13 protein-coding genes are annotated in these 19,264 nt (G+C 49.5%); 6 read left to right on the top strand and 7 right to left on the bottom strand.

Annotated elements, in window-relative coordinates:
• Window positions 1–38: 38 nt before the first annotated feature.
• Window positions 39–602 carry an aminoacyl-tRNA hydrolase gene (gene pth, locus Q0110_RS07530; protein WP_297905173.1) on the top strand — a complete coding sequence of 188 codons (564 nt, stop codon included), beginning with the start codon at window positions 39–41 and terminating at the stop codon, window positions 600–602.
• A 22-nt stretch (window positions 603–624) separates the two neighbouring features.
• A complete protein-coding gene (locus tag Q0110_RS07525) occupies window positions 625–1,044 on the top strand; it encodes an RNA-binding S4 domain-containing protein (RefSeq protein ID WP_297905170.1) in 420 nt (139 codons plus the stop codon).
• 146 nt (window positions 1,045–1,190) lie between these two features.
• On the opposite strand, the gene Q0110_RS07520 is transcribed toward Q0110_RS07525, so the two are convergent.
• The 3 genes from Q0110_RS07520 to Q0110_RS07510 all read right to left on the bottom strand — a co-directional run bounded on the left by Q0110_RS07520 (window position 1,191) and on the right by Q0110_RS07510 (window position 5,956).
• The gene (locus Q0110_RS07520) at window positions 1,191–1,661 is read right to left on the bottom strand and encodes a toxin-antitoxin system YwqK family antitoxin (RefSeq protein ID WP_297905167.1); all 471 of its coding nucleotides are present in this window, start codon (window positions 1,659–1,661) and stop codon (window positions 1,191–1,193) included.
• Between the two features lie 101 nt (window positions 1,662–1,762).
• The gene (locus tag Q0110_RS07515; RefSeq protein ID WP_297905164.1) at window positions 1,763–3,124 is read right to left on the bottom strand and encodes a hypothetical protein; all 1,362 of its coding nucleotides are present in this window, start codon (window positions 3,122–3,124) and stop codon (window positions 1,763–1,765) included.
• 36 nt (window positions 3,125–3,160) lie between these two features.
• Window positions 3,161–5,956 (bottom strand): TonB-dependent receptor, encoded by a 2,796-nt coding sequence (locus Q0110_RS07510; protein WP_297905162.1) that lies wholly within the window; start codon window positions 5,954–5,956, stop codon window positions 3,161–3,163.
• Window positions 5,957–6,153: 197 nt separating this feature from the next.
• Between Q0110_RS07510 and Q0110_RS07505 the strand changes: the two genes are divergently transcribed.
• The 3 genes from Q0110_RS07505 (at window position 6,154) to Q0110_RS07495 (ending at window position 11,639) form a co-directional block, all read left to right on the top strand.
• Window positions 6,154–7,425: a DUF3843 family protein gene (locus Q0110_RS07505; RefSeq protein ID WP_297905159.1), complete on the top strand. Its 1,272-nt coding sequence runs from the start codon at window positions 6,154–6,156 to the stop codon at window positions 7,423–7,425.
• Between the two features lie 217 nt (window positions 7,426–7,642).
• Window positions 7,643–9,355, top strand: a complete 1,713-nt coding sequence (locus Q0110_RS07500; RefSeq protein ID WP_297905156.1) for a DUF6383 domain-containing protein — start codon at window positions 7,643–7,645, stop codon at window positions 9,353–9,355.
• A gap of 361 nt (window positions 9,356–9,716) precedes the next feature.
• Window positions 9,717–11,639 (top strand): NAD(+) synthase, encoded by a 1,923-nt coding sequence (locus Q0110_RS07495; RefSeq protein WP_297905153.1) that lies wholly within the window; start codon window positions 9,717–9,719, stop codon window positions 11,637–11,639.
• A gap of 117 nt (window positions 11,640–11,756) precedes the next feature.
• Here Q0110_RS07495 and Q0110_RS07490 read toward each other — a convergent pair whose 3' ends face one another.
• From Q0110_RS07490 to Q0110_RS07475, 4 genes are all read right to left on the bottom strand, one after another.
• Entirely contained in the window at window positions 11,757–15,389 is a 3,633-nt protein-coding gene (locus tag Q0110_RS07490) for an ATP-binding protein (protein WP_297905150.1), read from the bottom strand.
• Window positions 15,376–15,942 (bottom strand): hypothetical protein, encoded by a 567-nt coding sequence (locus tag Q0110_RS07485; RefSeq protein ID WP_297905147.1) that lies wholly within the window; start codon window positions 15,940–15,942, stop codon window positions 15,376–15,378. The genes Q0110_RS07490 and Q0110_RS07485 overlap by 14 nt, the downstream gene beginning before the upstream one ends.
• A gap of 120 nt (window positions 15,943–16,062) precedes the next feature.
• On the bottom strand, window positions 16,063–17,250 hold the full coding sequence (locus Q0110_RS07480) for a hypothetical protein (RefSeq protein ID WP_297905144.1): 1,188 nt from the start codon (window positions 17,248–17,250) through the stop codon (window positions 16,063–16,065).
• Window positions 17,251–17,440: 190 nt separating this feature from the next.
• Window positions 17,441–18,457: a Gfo/Idh/MocA family oxidoreductase gene (locus Q0110_RS07475; RefSeq protein ID WP_297905141.1), complete on the bottom strand. Its 1,017-nt coding sequence runs from the start codon at window positions 18,455–18,457 to the stop codon at window positions 17,441–17,443.
• 166 nt (window positions 18,458–18,623) lie between these two features.
• Between Q0110_RS07475 and Q0110_RS07470 the strand changes: the two genes are divergently transcribed.
• The gene (locus Q0110_RS07470) at window positions 18,624–19,211 is read left to right on the top strand and encodes a DUF4251 domain-containing protein (protein ID WP_297905138.1); all 588 of its coding nucleotides are present in this window, start codon (window positions 18,624–18,626) and stop codon (window positions 19,209–19,211) included.
• Window positions 19,212–19,264: the final 53 nt, after the last annotated feature.

Here is a 19,264-nt window from a genome sequence, read left to right as displayed (position 1 = left end):
AGAATGTTCTTCCCCTTTCTTTTATAGATTCGAGGACAATGAAATATTTGATAACAGGACTGGGTAATATCGGTTCCGAATATTGGGGAACCCGCCATAATATAGGTTTCAGGGTTGTCAACCATTTGGTAGAGAGCGTAGGAGGTAATTTCACCGAGGAGCGATACGGGGCGATCGCACGTATACGGGTGAAGAACCGCGACTTGATCGTGCTTAAGCCGAATACCTTCATGAACCTGAGTGGAAACGCCGTTCGGTATTGGTTGCAGAGGGAGAACGTCTCCATGGAAAACCTGTTGATCGTCGTAGATGACCTGGCATTGCCATTCGGGACCTTACGCCTGAAACCGAAAGGTAGCGACGCCGGGCACAACGGGTTGAAGAATATCGCCCAATTATTGAATACGCAAGAATACTCCCGCCTTCGTTTCGGCATAGGCAGCGATTTCCCACGCGGAGGACAGATCGATTACGTGTTAGGGAAATTCCCCCCGGAAGAATTGCAGTTGATGCCAGAGATACTGGATCGTGCGACAGAGATCATCAAGAGTTTCTGCCTCGCCGGAATCCAGATCACGATGAACCAATTTAATAATAAATAAAAGAGACAGACAATAGAGAGACATGAACGAGGTACGTATCGATAAATGGATGTGGGCGACCCGTATCTTCAAGACCCGCACGATAGCGGCGGATGCTTGCAAGAAAGGGCGTATCATGATAGACGGAGTAACGATCAAACCTTCCCGCATGATCAAGGTCGGCGATGTGATACAGGTACGTAAACCGCCGATCACCTTCTCTTTCAAGGTAATCGGATTGATCCAGAATCGAGTGGGAGCCAAGCTCGTCCCGAATTACATGGAGAACGTGACGACCCCGGATCAATACGAGATCCTGGAGATGAACCGTATCTCCGGCTTCGTGAACCGTGCGAAAGGCCTCGGACGGCCTACCAAAAAGGATCGCCGGGAACTGGAGCAATTCACCGAGCCTGACTTCATGGATGATGGATTCGAGTTCGACTTTGAAGAAGAGGAATAAGAAAGCATTTTCCTCTAGAGGTAAGAACGTTTACATGCCGTTGTAACGCCATTTACCTCTAGAGGAAAAATCATTTACCACTAAAGGTAAATGGCATGTCCTCCATAAGTAAACGGCAGTTACCCATAAGTAAACGGCAGTTATCCCTATTGTTTCTCCTCGGAAAGCAAATTACCTTCCTCGTCCCAACTACGCCAGACACCCGATTTCTTCCCTTCCGTGTAGAACATCTCATACAGCAAAATCCCTTTATCGCTCCAGATACGCCAAGGGCCATCCTTATGTCCTTCCTTATAGGAAGCCAACCCTATCAACTGCCCATCCTCATTATACGTACGCCATTCACCATGAAAGATCCCATGATAATAGGAACGTACCTCGGCGATCTTGCCACTCGGGTAATAAATCACGTAAGTTCCTTCCGGACGACCATCCTTCAGATACAACTCCATCTTGAGCATACCATCGTCATAAAACTCGGTATAACGACCTGTATATGGAGTGGTTTGCGTCTCATCGGTATAATATTGCCCTTCGCTCAGAACCAAGTCTTGCGCCTGTACGGTCCATGAGGCTCCCGCCATACATGCTGAAAATAACAATAGCTTTTTATTCATGATATATCTTTATAAAATCATAGACGAAAAGACACCGAGGAATCTTTCCGGATACCTCAGTGTCCTTAAGCAAAATCACAACTTATTCAATCCAAGCTAAATTAATATTCGGTGTTATTCGGATCAAAGTTAGTCCAGCTAGCGGCCCAGTCATTCTTCCCGTCGAAGGCTCCCTTATAAGATACCTTCTCGAAGAAAGAATCGTTCAAAGCCGTATCGGAGAAATCCGCTCCATCGATCTTATCCGTTACGATCGATGTATAATCACCGTCTTTAGCGATGATATCATTGCTGGAAGCGTAAGCAAGGTTGCCTAAATCCTCGGTCTGGAAATAATTCCGGCTGGTCTCGTCCTTGAAGTTCTCCCACATACCGGCGAAGATCACGTTCTTAACGACCGCGCCCGCATTCGCGTTTTGCAGATATAAACCGTATGGCCAACCCGTGAAGATTGAGTTATATACATTCAAAGAAGAGTTACGGCGAATGTGCATAGCGGCTTGGAATTGCCCGCCTTTAGCGCCATTAGCGGCATCTTCCGTAACATAGAGGATATCATTTTCCGCTTTGCCGGCAGACTCTCCGTAGAACGGACCGATCAATGTTACGTTAGAGAAAACCGGAGAGGTAAGCGGCGTGTTGGAAGAACCATCCGCGTCGTTATCAGACTCGAAACCGTTGGATTTGGATGTATCGGCATGCTTCGGATCGCGAACGCCTAGCAAGAACTGCAATTTACCTTGGAACCCATAGTCTGTATCAAACTCATCATCCCAGCCTTTGTAAGCGATCAGGTGCTTTGCGTTTACCGTACCGCCGAACCACTCGAAAGAGTCGTCGCCGCAATAAGAGACTTGCACATATTCGATCGTTGTGCCGCGGCCCACACCGCCACAAGTCAAACCGTTGATCTCCTTATTCGGTTCCAAGGGATAGCCGGCGAACTCGATACGGACATATTTCACGATACCGGAGTTATCTTCCGGGTCTTTACCGCCGTAATACGAACGAGGACCACCCTCTATCTGAGCCTCACCAGCCGTATTATTCACGATAGACTTGCCACAAAGGATCAAACCACCCCAATCTCCGTAAGTACGAGAGGCTTTCGGCTGATCGGAAGTGAATACGATCGGCTTCTCTGTCGTACCCTCAGCGATGATCTTCCCGCCACGTTCAATGATCAAGGTTCCTTTCGATGATTTCTCGCCTTTGATTACCGTCCCCGGCTCGATCGTCAGGGTCGCGCCGTCCGTTACGTATACAAAGCCTCTCAACAGATTGTTATCGGAAGCCTTCAATGTCATATCCGAGGTAATCTCACCTTCCAGTATAACATCCTGGGTTTCCTCTACAGGAGGCTCTACATTCATGGAATCATCATCATCGCCACAAGCGGTTGTTCCAAACATCGCGGCCATGCAGAAAGCGGCGGCCACACCTTTTAATAAAAACTTGTTCATAAGTAAACGAATTTAGTTTATATGAGTGAATTCAAATTAAAACTTCACGGCTACACCCAGATTCACGGTCACGCCCGGACGATAGCTACGGATCAATTGCTCTACCTCACGCTTCTCGCCGGAAGCCTCCGTTAATTCCAGGAATTGTTTATATTCTATCTTTGAGTTCAACAGGTCTTTTATGCCTCCCTTGATCTCCACGTATTTGCCGATCTTCTTCGAGAAACTCAAGTCCAAGGAGTTACGGGGCATCTCATAGATATCGGGAATATCATCATTCGGGTTTTGCTTCGGTACGCCTACCGTCTCGATGCGTTCGCCAATCCGGTTATACAGTACGGAGGCCGAGATACCCGCATTGTCGTTCTGATAGAACAAGCCCGTATTGATCAAGTAAGGGGATTGCCCCTGCATCGCACGATCCCGTTCGAAAGAACCCTCGGCGAAATACACCTTGCTATGGATATAAGCCCCGTTGAACACGAAGCTCAAGCCTTTCAGACCGATAAAGTCCAGATTCTTCTTGATATCCAGTTCCACGCCAAAAGCGTTCGCGTGATCGGCGTTATGGTATGTATATTGCAACCCGGAGCCTGCTTCCATATAGGTTTGCTCAATCGGATCGTCGAACCGTTTGTAGAAACCGCCGATCGTCACCGTCTCTCCCGGGGCCGGGTAAAACTCGTAACGCAGATCAATGTTATTCGCGTAAGCGTTCTTCAAGTCCACGTTACCCGTGATATTCGCATCTAAGGCGAAATCATAATATACATAAGGTACGATCTCCCGGAACTCCGCCCTATTCACGGAACGTCCATAGGCCAAGCGTACTTGGTGCTTCTCATTCATGTTATAAGCGATGTTGACGGAAGGAAAGAAATCCATCGAGCTTTGATCCAGGTGTACCGGCTTTATACCGTCCGACTCATAACCATCCAACTTCAATCGATAATATTCCATACGTACACCCACGTTCGCGTTCAACTTCTCCCCCCAGTTCAGTTTAGCGGCTACGTAAGCGGCACCCAGCAGGTTATCGGAAGTATAAGAGTCGCTCTTGTTCGTACTCTCTTTCATATAGATACGATCGGTCGATATATTCTCGTCCGAGAATATCGAGCTATAGTCCCATTCGGCGAAACGATCGTAACCGCTTCCCAGCATATTATAGACAAACCGACGGGCATCGAAGTCACGTTTCTTAAACTCGCCATATACACCCGTGTTCAAGACAGGGGTAAACATCTCCGAGACGGTGAATTTATGCTCGTAATTCAAGGCAGCGGAAGCGCTGTTATCTTTCAAGTCCTGATAATAACGAGTCGGGTCGGACACGTAATAACGAGAACTACCATCCGTAGTATTCTCCAAAGACTTTACCACCTTACGGTCTGGCTCCTTGTAAGCGGCGAAGGCATAGCCCAACGTCCAATCCATCTTATTGATATCTTCTCTCAATTTATGCTCTCCGCTGAGCTGACCGGAATACGTGGTACGTCCGGTATAAAGGGATTCCCATTTCTGGATATTCTGGTCGGAGTAGAAATCCGTTCCTTCCCGTTGCGACAAGGAAGAGGTACCGCGCTGGTTGAAGAAATTCCGGAACTCGTATTTGTTCGTTCCTTTCATCAACGACCAGTTGAACAAGGCCCCTAGTTTCGTCGTATTCTTATATTGTACATCGTCGTAGCGGTAACGGTACGAGGATTGATCCTCGGCCATGTCGTACGAGAGGTAGTTATTGTTTTTCATCTCGTAATAATCATAGCCCGTACTATAGTTCACGCTGGTGATATTACCGATCTTCATATCGCCGATATCAAAGGTACGATTCATCGTGAACGTCAGCTTCTGTTCCGGCATCGCCTTGAAACGACGTATGTTCCATCCCGTATTTACCTGCTTTGTAAATGCCGCCGCATCTGCAGCCGATACGTTATTCAAATGAGACGGAGCGTTCGAGGGTAGCATCCGGGAACCCGCTCCAAAGCCCAGATAATCCAAGGCAGAACCTTTCGTCAGCCGGAAGTCGCGGAAAGCGGAGTTTGTATTAAACCCGATTTGATAGGAGACGTTGAAGGTATTTCCTTCGGGGATATTCTTTGTCAGCACCCGAACGAAACCTCCGGAGAAATCTGCCGGCAGTTCCGCTGAAGGGCTTTTATAGATCATCATATTATCGATCAATGAAGAGGGTAGCACGTCGAATGAGAAGGCGCGGCTATCCGTCTCGCTGGAAGGAGTCGTGGCGTTGTTCAGCCATACATTATTATAGCGTTGCGCAAGCCCCCGGACAACGATAAAACGATCGTCCACGATCGTGATGCCCGGAATACGGCGAAGTACCTCGGCGGCATCGCTATCTTGTGTCTTACTGATTTGCTGGGCGGAGATACCGTTCACCACCGGAAGGCTCTTACGTACCGTATTCAGCACGGCCATCTCGGTACCCAGTTTTCGTTGGGCCACGACCACGACATTCTGTAACTGAAGATTAGCGTCTGAAAGCTCGATATTCAACACTGCCTCCTGGCGTGCGACTACCGGAACATCCTTTACCGTTCGCGTTTGATACGACACGTAAGAGGCGGCTACCGTATAAGTACCCGGTGTCACGTTCTCGATACGGAAATTACCGTCTATATCCGTGATAGCGCCAATCGTAGTCCCCTCGATCACGACCGAGGCGCCGATCAACGGCTCTTTCATCTTAGCGTCCGTAACCGTACCGCAGATAACCCCTGTTTGCGCCCATAGAGAGAATGACAGGAAAACTCCCATCCAGAAAAGCCCTAACCTTTTCAATCTTTTGCCCCTTAAACTCTTTCTCATTATCTTATTACTATTATTTCGTCCTTGATTTCGACGCAAAAGTACGGGGGCGGTATTTCAAAGATGTTTAGATCCAGTAACAATGAAGACAACAAATGTTACATTTTTAAGACCGTAACTTTTCACCCCGCTTGCCCGCGGATAACGTATTTTTACTACATTTGCACTCCTGAATGTATAAAGACATTAAAAACGACATGAAGAACATAAAGATTTTCCCGAAAGACTGGTTGCAGTTGCATCCCTATAAACAAAGCAATCCCGTGGACTCCTATTACACAGGTATAGCGAACCGTATCTACGAGATCATGGAAAAGACCGAGCTGATCAACTCGTTCAACGAGGAAGAAACGAAGCAGATCTGTATCCGTATGGCCGCTTACTTCGAGGACGTGATATCCAGGATCGGTATTTGGCGGACTTTTATCCTTACCTACAAGGAGCTATTCGGAAAGTACATCCCTTTCTATACCCCGGACGATCATTATTACGACGATGAAGTGAACCTTGAGGACGTGCGCTTCCTTCTCTGGCATTACACCCAGCAGTATCACGGCTATCGCAAAGGAACCTTCGTAAGCCCGGATAACCCCGCCAACGAATCCACCGGCATGCTGATCTACGACCTGTTCTGCAAGGAGTGGACCACGGCTCCGGAAAACACCCGCATGAGCAAGCTTTTCGCCCTCGACACCCGTTACGAGCGGCAAGAGGATTACGACCGCCTGTTGCAATGGTTCCATTACGAGTCTTATATCCTGCCCGAGTCGGCACGGGAACTGAGCGACTTCGCCCACGACCGCTGGAAAGAGCAGCCCGGCCTCAACCAGGAGCAACTCAACAACCTGCTCATCAACAGCCACGGCATGATGGCCTATACCAGCAAGACCTCTTTGCTGGGCCTGACCTCCCCGCAATGGCTCGCGAAGATATTGCCCGTCGAGCATCCCGACCACGAGAAGTTCCAGAACACCGCCGATGAGTCTGTCGCTACCCTGCCCGAAGACATGCAGGAAGAGAACCGCCAGCAATACGAGACTTTCCGCAAGGCCGCCGGTGATAAACCGCTCCTTTACTTCGACAAGGCCGAAGACGTACAGACATTCATCACGGAGACCTCCGGCCTCGTCCCAGCCGAGAACTTCCAGCTTCCCAAGGACTGGAAAGGAAAGAAACTGGCGATTTACGCCACACCGGAGGAAGGTGCCCAAGTCATCACCCGCGACGTAGAGTTGATCAAGGACGAAAACAACCCGTTCTATGATGCCAACCGGGCCGCGAGACAAGCGCTCTCCTTCTTCATCGTGAAGCATTGTAGCATATACTTCCTGAAAGAGCTGGTAGACCGGGGCATGCTGGCCGACGCACAAACAAAAAGTCTCGTCAGCGTAGAGCGAGGCAAGGCGATCATACAGGAGAACTGGGAATTCCTATCCCGCTATTTCATCCGGGAATATCCAGACGCATAAAGCTCTCTCCCCCTTCCAGACGATATCATGATTCCCCTTTGGACGAAACTCCTTGTTTCATCCAAGGGGAATTTTTCTTTGAAACCGCTTATTGACGAGTATTTCACCCCTTTAGTTGCAAAAAAGACCAACTTTTGCAAACAATAAACACCGATGCCTTTAATTTTTATAATAACTTTGCCAACCAGATAGATAAAACACTTTAAAACAAAATTATATGAAGAAAATCTTTACATGTATTAGTCTGGCAGCCGTTACATTCATGGCTACCACCCCCGCAATGGCACGACAACAGAAGCAATTAACAGACAAAGAGAAAGCCGCTGTGGTCAAAGCGATCGTACCTGCCGTTTTTGATCAAGTAAAGCAAATCAGCGGTGTTGATTTTATGTCTCTCGCCAATCCCGATATTGAAAGCATAATTAATACTCCCCTATTTTTGCCTCAAGTATCAAGCTTGCGTGCGGATCAATTGAATCCAATCTCCGTTACTCCGGATAGTGTGAAGTTGGATCTCAGTTCCTTGGATTTCTCCGAGATGGAGATGGGCGATTTCATCGCAGGGTTTGTCAACGACGTAAAACTGACATTCAGCAATTACAAAGAATATAACGTCTCGCTTAACGGACAATCCGTAAAAATCGACTTACCGGAAAAGATCGACGTATCCTTAGCCTCTTTGGCAGACGATACGGGTACCCCCGCCAATTTATTATCGGTATTGATCAAGACCGGAGATAAAGGAACCATCCTTCCTTTCAACAGCTTATCCGTAGAACTGAAATTAGGCTGGTTGGGCTCTATAGGCAGCATAATCCCTAACTTCCCGCTTAAAGACGGCAAATTGATAAGCCTGACAGAAACAGCTAGCAGCGCCGGCACGATCGATTACGCTATCACTTTAGAAGATAACCTGCGCAGCCTGGTAGCTACGTTGGCTCAGGTTCCGAACTTCCAAGTATCCCTCGATATGACAAAGTTGATGACAGAAAACACTATCAAGGCCAACTTGTTCGGAACCCCCCTGCAATCCCCCAACGCGAAAATACCGATGGGCGACGCCGTGGTATACGCCAACTTGAAACCAACGACAGGCATGCCCGCCGACTCTATCGTCTTGACCTCATACGATGCCGCCTCCGGCAAAATCAAAGGATACAAGAAGCTGACCCCGACTATTGGCGTATCCGGGGCGAACTTGGTTTTAACGACAACCGATTCCGTACGTGTCAACACGGACGCAGCCTGGACTCCGGAGTCTAAACAAATCGTTACCATGCCGGCGACAATGAGCACAGCGATCAATTCCATCATGTCCTCTCTTGTCAGCGGTGTAGTAAGCAATCTTAAAGCAAGTACGCAAACCAGCTATACGATCACGGTAGACTCTATTTACGAGGCTCAAAAAGAGAAAGTCATTCGCGTGATGAAAATCGACGCTACGACGAAGATCGAGGCTACCAGCTTAAAAGATACGAAGATGATCGTAGATATCAACTTCCTGAAAGGAAGCGAAGAGGTAAATGTCATGAATATCAAGGCTACAGCTCCTACGAATAATCCCAAGATCACCGTAGACTTCAGCCCTGCCGCCGATCCAGACGGCGATGGCGTAAAGGAGAATGTACGCATGGCCACGTTGTATATCACATCCGACGCAATGGGTATCATCACCGACAACGAGACAATCGACAACGAGATCCAGAAAGTCAGCGTATCTACAACCACTAGCGGTCTTTACGTAAAGAACGGCAAAGGCAATTACGTAATCGTGAACATGGTAGGTAAAGTAATAGCCACCGGCATCATCACCAGCGATGAGCAATACATTAGCACGCCGAGCATGCCGAACGGTATCTATATGATGTCTATCGATCAATCCAAGGTATTGGGATACGCTCATAAGACAACCGTCAAGTTCGTGAAATAAGCGATTTAGACAAACAATCAATATCTGAGATAAAGGAGCTATCCGGGAAAACACCGGATAGCTCCTTTCTTTTTGCCAATCTGCGATCCGGATATCCGGAGAGATGATTTTTCCCGGCTAAATGCATCGCCTGCCTTCCGATATAAAATAAAGAGGCCACACGACCTGTTGCGTAGGGCGACGCGATGGGTCGCGTAGGCTAACGCAACAGGTCGCATAGGGCTACGCAACCGTATGTGTAACCCGACGCGACCCTTCGAGTGACAGGACATGAGCTTTTACAAGGCACAGAGTATGTATCTTCCTCTTTTTTATCCCACGCAAAATACATACCTTTGGGGGCATAAATACATAAGAAGATATGAATTACGGATTCGTCAAAGTAGCGGCAGCCATACCACACGTTAAAGTGGCCGACTGCTTTTACAATATTCAACAAATTGAGGGATTGATGCGGCAAGCATCTCAAAAGGACGTACAGATCATCGCCTTCCCCGAACTATCGGTTACATCTTATACTTGCATGGACTTGTTCTCGCAAGAGACTTTATTGAGAAACGCTGAGAAGGCCCTGCTGGATTTAGTAAACAGCACCGCCGATTTGGATTTACTAACGATCGTCGGGTGTCCGCTCGTCAGCGGAAGCCAGTTGATAAACGCCGCCGTCGCTTTCCAGCGGGGCGAGATATTGGGAGTAGTGCCCAAAAGTTACCTGCCAAGCTACAAGGAATTTCAGGAAGAACGCTGGTTCACGGCCTCTTCCCACCTACAGCAATCCATGATCACGATCGGCAACCGGGAAGTGCCGATGGATTGCAACCTGATCTTCGAGTATGACGAGGTACGTGCCGGGATCGAGATCTGCGAGGATCTTTGGGTTCCCATCCCCCCCAGTTCCGAACTGGCCATGCAGGGAGCGAACCTGATATTCAACCTATCGGCAAGCAACGAGCTAATCGGCAAGCATGCTTACCTGCGCTCCTTGATCTGCCAGCAATCCGCACGCTGTATCGCCGGATATGTATACGCTTCCGCCGGCTTCGGAGAGTCTAGTACCGACCTCGTATTTGCGGGCAACGGTATCATAGCGGAGAATGGCACGCTGCTGAAGGAATCCGAGCGTTTCTCCATGGAGGAGCAACTCATCGTCAGCGAGATCGATATCCGTAACTTGCAGAACGACCGCCGTATCAACACCAGTTTCACGCAAGGTTACCTCAACCATAATATGGACAACGGTATCGTGGTCTCATTCAGCCTCCCCAACCGGACGTTGAACCTGACCCGCGAAATAGACCCGCATCCCTTCACCCCTTCCGGTGAGGCGTTGAAAGAACGTTGCGAGGAAATATTCCATATCCAAGTGGCCGGTCTCGCCAAACGCATCCTTCACGCACATGCCGAGACCGCTGTTGTCGGTATCTCCGGAGGATTAGACTCTACGCTGGCATTATTGGTCACCGTCATGACATTCGATGCCCTGAAAATCCCCAGGGAGAAGATCATCGGTATTACCATGCCCGGTTTCGGCACGACGGATCGCACCTATACCAATGCCTGCGACCTGATACGCTCCTTAGGCGTGACCCTCCGGGAGATCTCCATCAAGGAGGCTTGCGTACAACACTTCAAGGACATCAATCACGACATCCGTATACACGACGTAACGTACGAGAACAGCCAAGCCCGCGAGCGCACCCAACTTCTCATGGACGTGGCGAACCAAGAGAACGGTCTCGTGATCGGCACGGGCGACTTATCGGAGCTTGCCTTGGGCTGGGCTACCTATAACGGGGATCATATGTCTATGTACGGGGTCAATGGCAGTATTCCCAAGACATTGGTTAAATATCTGGTGGAATGGGTCGCCAACAACAAGGTAGACGAGGCATCCCGCACCACGTTATTAGACATCGTGGACACTCCGATCAGCCCGGAACTGATTCCCGCCGACGAGCACGGAAATATCAAACAAAAAACGGAAGACTTGGTAGGCCCGTACGAGCTGCACGATTTCTTCCTCTATCACTTCCTGCGTTTCGGAGCCTCTCCCGCAAAGATTTATTTCTTGGCGAAACAAGCGTTCAAAGAAACATACGACGATGCCACGATCAAGAAATGGCTCCATACCTTCTTCCGTCGTTTCTTCCAGCAGCAGTTCAAGCGCAGTTGCCTGCCGGACGGCCCGAAAGTAGGTTCCGTAAGCCTCTCCCCTCGCGGAGACTGGCGAATGCCGAGCGACGCTATGGCAACGCTCTGGCTGGAAGAGATCGCTGGGCTTTGACATTTTTCATCCGGAGGCACGACCCAGGTCGCAGCCCTCCCCTATAACCGAGATCACATAGAAATGCCCCCTAAAAGTCCGGTATGAACTTTTAGGGGGCATTTCCCAAGATGGCAGTTAATCGAACTGCGTGATCACCCGGCGTATCCGGGTGAAGCTATCGTTATCTTTCTCCAGTTTATAGATATGCTTATACGACAGGGCATCCTGCTCGGTCGGAGAGCCATTGATCAAGAGAATATCCCGGTCGTTGGCGAATTTCAAGATACCCGCCACGTTGTTCGGGTGCAACTTCCCGATCTCGTCCATCATGCAATGCAACTTGAAATCGGAGAACACCGCGGAAGCATTCCGCTTGAACACATTCAGCAGCATGATATTTACCATGGATTTGACCAGGATATCCGTACCTTCGGAACCAACATTCGTGAGGCGCTCCACGAAGCCTGTATCATTCCGGTTCTCGATCACACGGAACTTGAGGTCGAAGAAATCCGCCAGCCGGATCAGGTTGCCGGAATAAGCGTCCATGGACCTGATCAGCTCACGCAGCAGTGTTGTCGCCTTCTCGCGGGTAGCCGTATCGTCATCGGCCGAGGAAGCAAACAGGTTCTGCCCCAAATCCCAGCTATACTCCTCGTTGAACCGCTTGATCTCCTTCAGCAGGCAGACGATCTTATTCTGGCTCGGATCAATGCGCATCTCGATACACTGGATGATCCCCACGAAGTTCTTCTCCTTGAAATCGGCGTTAATCTGATCCACCACGCCGCGGATATTCCCCTCCTGCGAGACCATACTTCTCGTATCCGCGGTGATCTGCCGGAAGATATCCGAGTTGCGGGTATTGATACGAGACTGATACTCCGATATCTTATCTTCCTCGATAAACTCCTTCAGGTCGCAGGCGAAATCCATATACTCCTTGTCATCCGAGAAACTCGTCTTGAAAGCGAATACATTATCCTCGGAGAAATTACCGGTATAGGCGGTTATCTCCTTGCGCAACTCAGACAACTTCTGGGATTGCTCGCTGACGCAGATCGTGATCTCCCGTACCAAGGAACGGCAATCTCCATCCGTATCGGCCCGGTTCATGGAAGAGAAGATAGACTCTCTTGAGGTAAACCAATCCAGCAAGGCAGAGCGATGATACTCCTCCCGGTTCTCCAAGGCTTTCCGGTTAGCCTCCTTCAAGTCTTTCAACTCGGCATCTACCTTGGCGATATTCCGGTTCACGTCTGCCAGGCGCTTTTTCAGCTCCTCCCGCTCTTGGTGGATGACTTGCTGCAAGCGCAAGCTCTCCGCCGTCCAGTCGGGAACCTTATCCAGCATCTCCCGCTTGTCTTTCAGGTACTCGATAATCAGCGCCTTGGTCTCGTTGATATACTTGATCTCCCCGCCGATATACGCCAAGCGGGAATGGATCTCCTCCAAACGCCTCGGGTCACCACCGCTGGCGGTCAGGCTATCCAGTTGCTCCCGGTCATATCCGGACTTGCGTTCCTCAAGCTCCGCTTTCTTATGAGAGATCTCCTCCGAGATGGCTTCCCTCGCACGAGAAAGCTCCTTATCCAAAGCCGCCAACTCGTCTTTTTCCCGCTCACCCAGGGAAGCAAGTTCTTGATCCATCTTACCTTGAAGCGCAGCGATCTCCTTCTGAATCGAGGAAAAAGCAGTCTCCGCGGCATTCAGCTCCTCCTCCAGACGGCGAATCTCCTCCTGCCTGGAACGGGCCGCCTGCTCCCGCAAGGCCGAGAGGCGAGACTCATCCTCTTTCTTACGGGCCACCAGTTGTTCCAACTCGTATTCCACATGATAGATATCCTCCTTGATAGGCCTTACCGACGATTGATATTGCTTGCGGAGATTCTCTTTCGCCGCCTCCAAATCTTGCTGGGCCGTAGCGATGAACCGTTGTATCCCGGCACGTTTCTCCTCGGCCTCCCTCTTCTCTGCCAAGTAATCCTCCTTGGTCTTGACATTCCGGCGAATACCGGGCGTGAAGCGGATACCATAGAACGTATCTCCCTCGCCGACTTCTGCCGTAAACTCTTTCCCATAAAGCAGGCGCTCGTCGCAGACCTGCCCGATCGTCTGCTCCCAGCCGGGTTTATTCTCGGACAGCCAATTGAAAAAGCTATCCCTTTGGTTGTCCAAGAATTCCGTCAATTCCGCTATCTTGGCGCTTAATGCCTCGATCTTTACCTCGTTAGACTCCGCTAGCTTCTGATAATCCTCATCCAAACGCTTCTCGGCGGTCTCAGATTCCTTCGTCTGGTAGCTCAACTCATATTTCAGCTCGCGTATCTTCAACTCCAAGCTCTTCCGGTTCGTGTCGTAATCGCCAAGGCGGGCCTTGACAGCCTCCAGTTCCTCCGAGGTTCCAGACTGCCCCCGGACCGTCTTTATGTGCATCTTTATGCCGGCGACCTCCGTCGCACGTTTCTCCCGCTCCACGAACAAACGCTCTTTCTCCTCCGAGGCAGCATGGCGTAATTCTTCCCTCAAGCGTCGGTAATGTTCCCGGCGGGCCTCCCTGCGTTCGTTGATCCCGGTCTCCACCGCCAGTAGTTGTTTCTGTTTCTCATTCTCGAAGCCGGCCAGCTCATTTTTCAGGTTAGCGATCAAGTTAGCGTGCAAGACGGAGGCCTCCTTGTTCCTAGAAGAAAGCAAATCTTTCTCCACGGCCAAAGACTCTTGTTCCTGCCGCAAGATCTCCAGCTTGTCGCAACGCTCCATCGCCGCCTGAATGTCTTTTCCGGCATAGAACGCCCGTTTCGCCTCCGCTTCCGACAAGGCGTTCCTCAACACGGCCAACTCGCCTTCCATCGTGGCGGTACGCCCCTTCGACTCCGCGTCCAGCTTATCCCTTTGCCTATAGAAATCCGATTTGACCTCCTCCTTCTCCCGTATCTTCCGAGACAACTCGGGCAAGATACTCTCCGTTTGCAGATAAGCCCCGCGCAGTTGCCGGCATAGGTCGTTGATCCGCAACTCCCGCTTGCGGATATCGTCTGACAGGGAGGAGATCCCGGCGGCCTTCCGCATCATGCTTGGCTCGCGGAAGACACCGATATCATTTAGCTGCGCCTCAAAACCGGACAGATGGCTCCGGTAACGGCTCAAGTCGATCACGCTGTTCTCCTCGTTCAAGGAGGTGATGATCGTCTGCTTGATATAATCCGCTTCCAAGCGGGAATTCAGCAAGACGTTCTGGATCGTACGGATGATATTCTGGTAAGCTCCGCTCTCCATCAAGGAATAGCAGGAGTAGTCTCGCTTATTGTCGGAGTTCCCGTAAAGGATATTCCGGTATTCCTCATACGTGGAGATCGCCCCGCTATACTTGATGCCGTTCTTGTCGAGCACCGAGCGGATACGGTCCGACGGATAGGGAGCGCCCTCCTCATCGATAAAGAGATCCGGCCGATACGGTGAGGCGATAAAACGGTAACAGATACGGTTCATCGTCTTATAACTAAGCACCGTAAACCAGCCATCCTCTCTCGCCACCTCGTAGATGATCGAGGAGTCGGCATAAGGGAAATAATAGTCTTGATACGATTTCTTCTCGACCGGGATCCCGAGTCGTTGCGTATCGGCGTTGTAAAAGAACAAGATCGCACGGAGGATCGTACTCTTCCCCACGCCTTGCGTCCCGATCAAATGTATATTCCCGTCTAGCTGCACTTCCGAGTAACGGATGGCGGCGCTGTTTATGAATACTATTTTATTAAGATATCTCATCTTCGTTCTTTATGTTAATACTATCGATCATCTTCGTGAGATAATCCCACGAGGAGAGTACTTTCCAAGTCCCGTTCATATCGCTCACGCACTCGATAAAGCCCTCTTTCGTCATCCTGTCTAGGATGGCATCGAGGATATCCTTGCGTTTCTCCTTGCCTCCGGTGTGTTTTTTCAGCCCGTCCAGCTTCATCTCCAAATCCATGTCGATACGCGAGCGTACCAAGATCTCCGCTGGCGAGAAGGTGAAACCGGGCCCGAAGGCCGTATCGTACGTGCAGAAGAAATCCATGATATCGATCCACGCGAAGAAACGCTGGAGTTTTTGCTCCAAGGTAGCCCGAGGCTCCTTACGGGAGAAATAGAAATAATTATTCCCTTGCTCCAGCACGAAATTGATATGGGAAAAATAATCGCGTAAGTTCTCAAAATTATCTTCCACGACCGAAAAGAGTGTCCTCAACTCCTTTACGCTTGTATTCGAGCACAAGAAATTACCCTTCGACAAGTAATCGTATATCTGCGCGGTCTGTACCGGTAAATTATCTATCATCTTATCATTGTTTTATTTTATCCAGTTGTAGAGACGGGGCGTGCCCCGTCTCATCCCCTCAAAATGGAAATTTAAATACTATCAGTCTGTGGTGAGACGGGGCACGCCCCGTCTCTACAACTAGGTTCTTTGAATAATGGCATATTCTATATGCTCCGTATGCCCAAAACGGTCTGTTATCTCCAACTCATTCTCATAAAGGGAGAGCAGGCGGCAAAATAACGTAACCTTCGCCTCGAAATTCATCTCCCGGTTATAATCATATGCCATCACGAAGGAGAATAAATCCCCGCCCGCTTGGCTAAAAGCATCCATCATCTTCCGGGTATTGATAGCGGTCTCCCCTACCTCTTGACTCTCCATCTGCTCGGCAGAGATCACTCCCAGTTCCTGCCGGTGAATCACCTTATCGGGCCGTACACCATCAGCTACCTTCAAGATGACATCCAAAGCCTCGTCCGTTTGCAGATAAGGGATGGAAACCTTAAACAAGGTAGGTTGCACGCCTTCCAGTACCACGGAACGTTCCGCGTCTACCACCTCCCGTACATTCGTGTTCTCCTGTAGCTCGAACTGCTCCCGCAGATATTTGATACGGCGCAGTTTACGGGTAAAGCCTACCTGCGTACGGATCTGGTTCAGATAGTCGATGATATCCTGCTGGGAATGGATTAAGCTATGGCCGGCGCTCAGTAGCTCCGTCTTCAACTCGCGGGCGATGGTCAATAACTCCTCGTCCGGGGCTTGGGCGAAAAAGGGAGTCCGCTCCCGGTCTAGCAACTTCTCCACCTCTACGATAAGGCGGTTGATCTCGATCCGCTTGGCGTCTAGGTTCTCCAGCTTGGCGATCTTCACCTTATAGCTCGGCTCGTTCTTGAACGTATTATCGATCACCCGTTGCAAAGACACCACGTTGCGCACCAAGATCTTCCCGATCTTCCGCAAATGCGCCTTGACCGAGCGCAGATAACCCAGCTTGCGCAAATCGTTATCCTCCTTGCCATAATAATCGATCAATTGATACACCAACTGGATATTCTCATCGATCACCGAGGTGGAGATCTCCTCGTTCGCCTCCAGAAGCAACTCATAGAAAGAGAGATAATGCTCGTCCATCTCGATATAAGGCCCATTCCTGCGGATCACCTCACGCTCGATCAAGATATTCAATTTATTCTCGTCTATAATGTCCAACGCATAATCATAGCGGAACGGTAATGATTTTCTTTTCTCAAACAAGACCTCCAGCAGGTCTTTTCCCAAATTCAGCGTATTCGTTATATGGGGTATTGAATTATATATATACATCCTAAACAATTAAAGCCGCAAAGGTAGGAAAAAAACAAGAACAAAACGAAGCGTTTATCTCAACACAAAGCAGTATACTGATCCTCAAACCGTTACCGCTTTCCGAAATTTCATTCAGAAGAAAGTGGAGTTTTCTCGGCAAGAAACGAAGGGAATCTCTAGAGAGTCAACCTTATTTATAAAAAGACAATTATCGGTCTGCCGGATAGACAATCCCCAATTGGCGGCGTACCTCGTCGATAATCTCTAGCGTGATCAGGGAATTCTCATGGCTATTGATCTCGGATTCCCGGCGACCGGACAAGACAAGGTTGATAAACTCGGCAACCTCGTAGTAATACTCGTCTTTGTCAGCGCTCACGCTTATATCTTCCGGGATCGGTTCCGGGCCTTTCCCCATCGCCGGAGCCAAACGGGGAGAATAAGTCACTTTGCGGATGATATTGATCCGGTCCAACGTCAGGTTCCCGTCCTCCCCCTGTATCTCGGTTGGCAAAGCGGAGTTCGCGATCTTGGAGTAAAGCACCGTAGCATTCATGCCCTCATACAAGAAATTCACGGCCCCTTGCCCGTCCGCGCCCGAGGAGAGGACCACGCCCGAGGCATCTATCTTTTCCGGACGGCCAAACAATACAACCATCGGATAGACCGTATAGATGCCGATATCCATCATAGCCCCATTAGACAGCTCCGGCTTGAAAGCGTTCAACACGATCCCTTCCTTGAACTTATCATAGCGGGAGGAATACTGGCAATAACAAGCGAAATAACGGCGTACCGTGCCGACACGTCCCAGGTTCTCGCGCACGGCGAGGAAATTCGGCGTAAGCGTAGGCTTCATCGCCTCCATCAACGTGACATTATATTTATGGGAGGCCTCGATCATCGCACGAACCTCGCTGGCGTTCGAAGCGAACGGCTTCTCGCAAAGGACGTGCTTACCGTAACTCATGCAAAGAATACTCTGCGAGGCATGCAGGAAGTTGGGGGAGGCGATATACACGGCATCGATCAGCGGGCTTTTCGCCATCTCCTCCAAAGAGGTAAACGTATACGGTATATTATGCTTCGAGGCGAAAGCGTCTGCCGTCTCCTGTGTCCTCGAATACACGGCTACTAACTCGAAACGCTCGTCTTGCCGGGCCCCGGCGATCACCCAATCGGTTATGAAATTGGTCCCGACTACACCAAAACGTACTTTATCCATATTCTATCGTATTTTGTTCTTTGCTTACAAATGTACGATTTCTGTTTAACATAAATACTCCGTGAAAATGTTATTGTATCTATAAAATGGATAAGCCACAGGAACATTTTCGCCGCGACGCTGTTTAGTCTATACAATTTAAAACCGTTTTAAAACTAAATCAAGTATGAAAAGAATTGTATCTTTTATCGTCGTTCTCGCTGTCGCTATGTGCGGGATGACACAAGCAATGGCTCAAAAATCCGTAACGAAGGAAGCCAAAAAAATGGAAAGGGAAATCAAGAAACAAGAACGCCTGGCACAAGATGCCGTAGAAGGCCAAGAAGAGTTCAACGCTGCCGTACAAGCTATCAACAAACAATCTTTCGTATTGGAAGCCAACAATATACAACCGATGAATGGACAGGTATTCTACGTAAATTCAAATACGAACTTCGTATCCTTGAATAACGGGCAGGCCATGGTTCAGATCGCGTCCAACTCCCCGTATCCCGGTCCTAACGGATTAGGTGGCATCACCGTGCAAGGCAGTGCCTCCAATATCCAGACCAAGCAAGACGACAAGGGGAATGTTTACTTGAACATGAACGTACAGGGCGTGTTTATCTCTGCCACGGTCAGCTTGATGCTAACCAACGGAACCAACAACGCCACTGTTACCGTAGACCCGAACTTCTCCGGCAGGAACCTGAGAATGACCGGCACTCTGCTCCCGTACTCGCAATCGAACATTTTCCAGGGAACAACATATTAATCATGTCCAACTTTTCTATAATAAGGAAGGCGATGCTCCGTGAGGAACATCGC

The organism is uncultured Parabacteroides sp. (assembly GCF_947855115.1).
In the GTDB taxonomy this organism is placed as follows: Bacteria; Bacteroidota; Bacteroidia; order Bacteroidales; family Tannerellaceae; genus Parabacteroides.
This window is presented reverse-complemented; position numbering and strand designations above follow the sequence as displayed.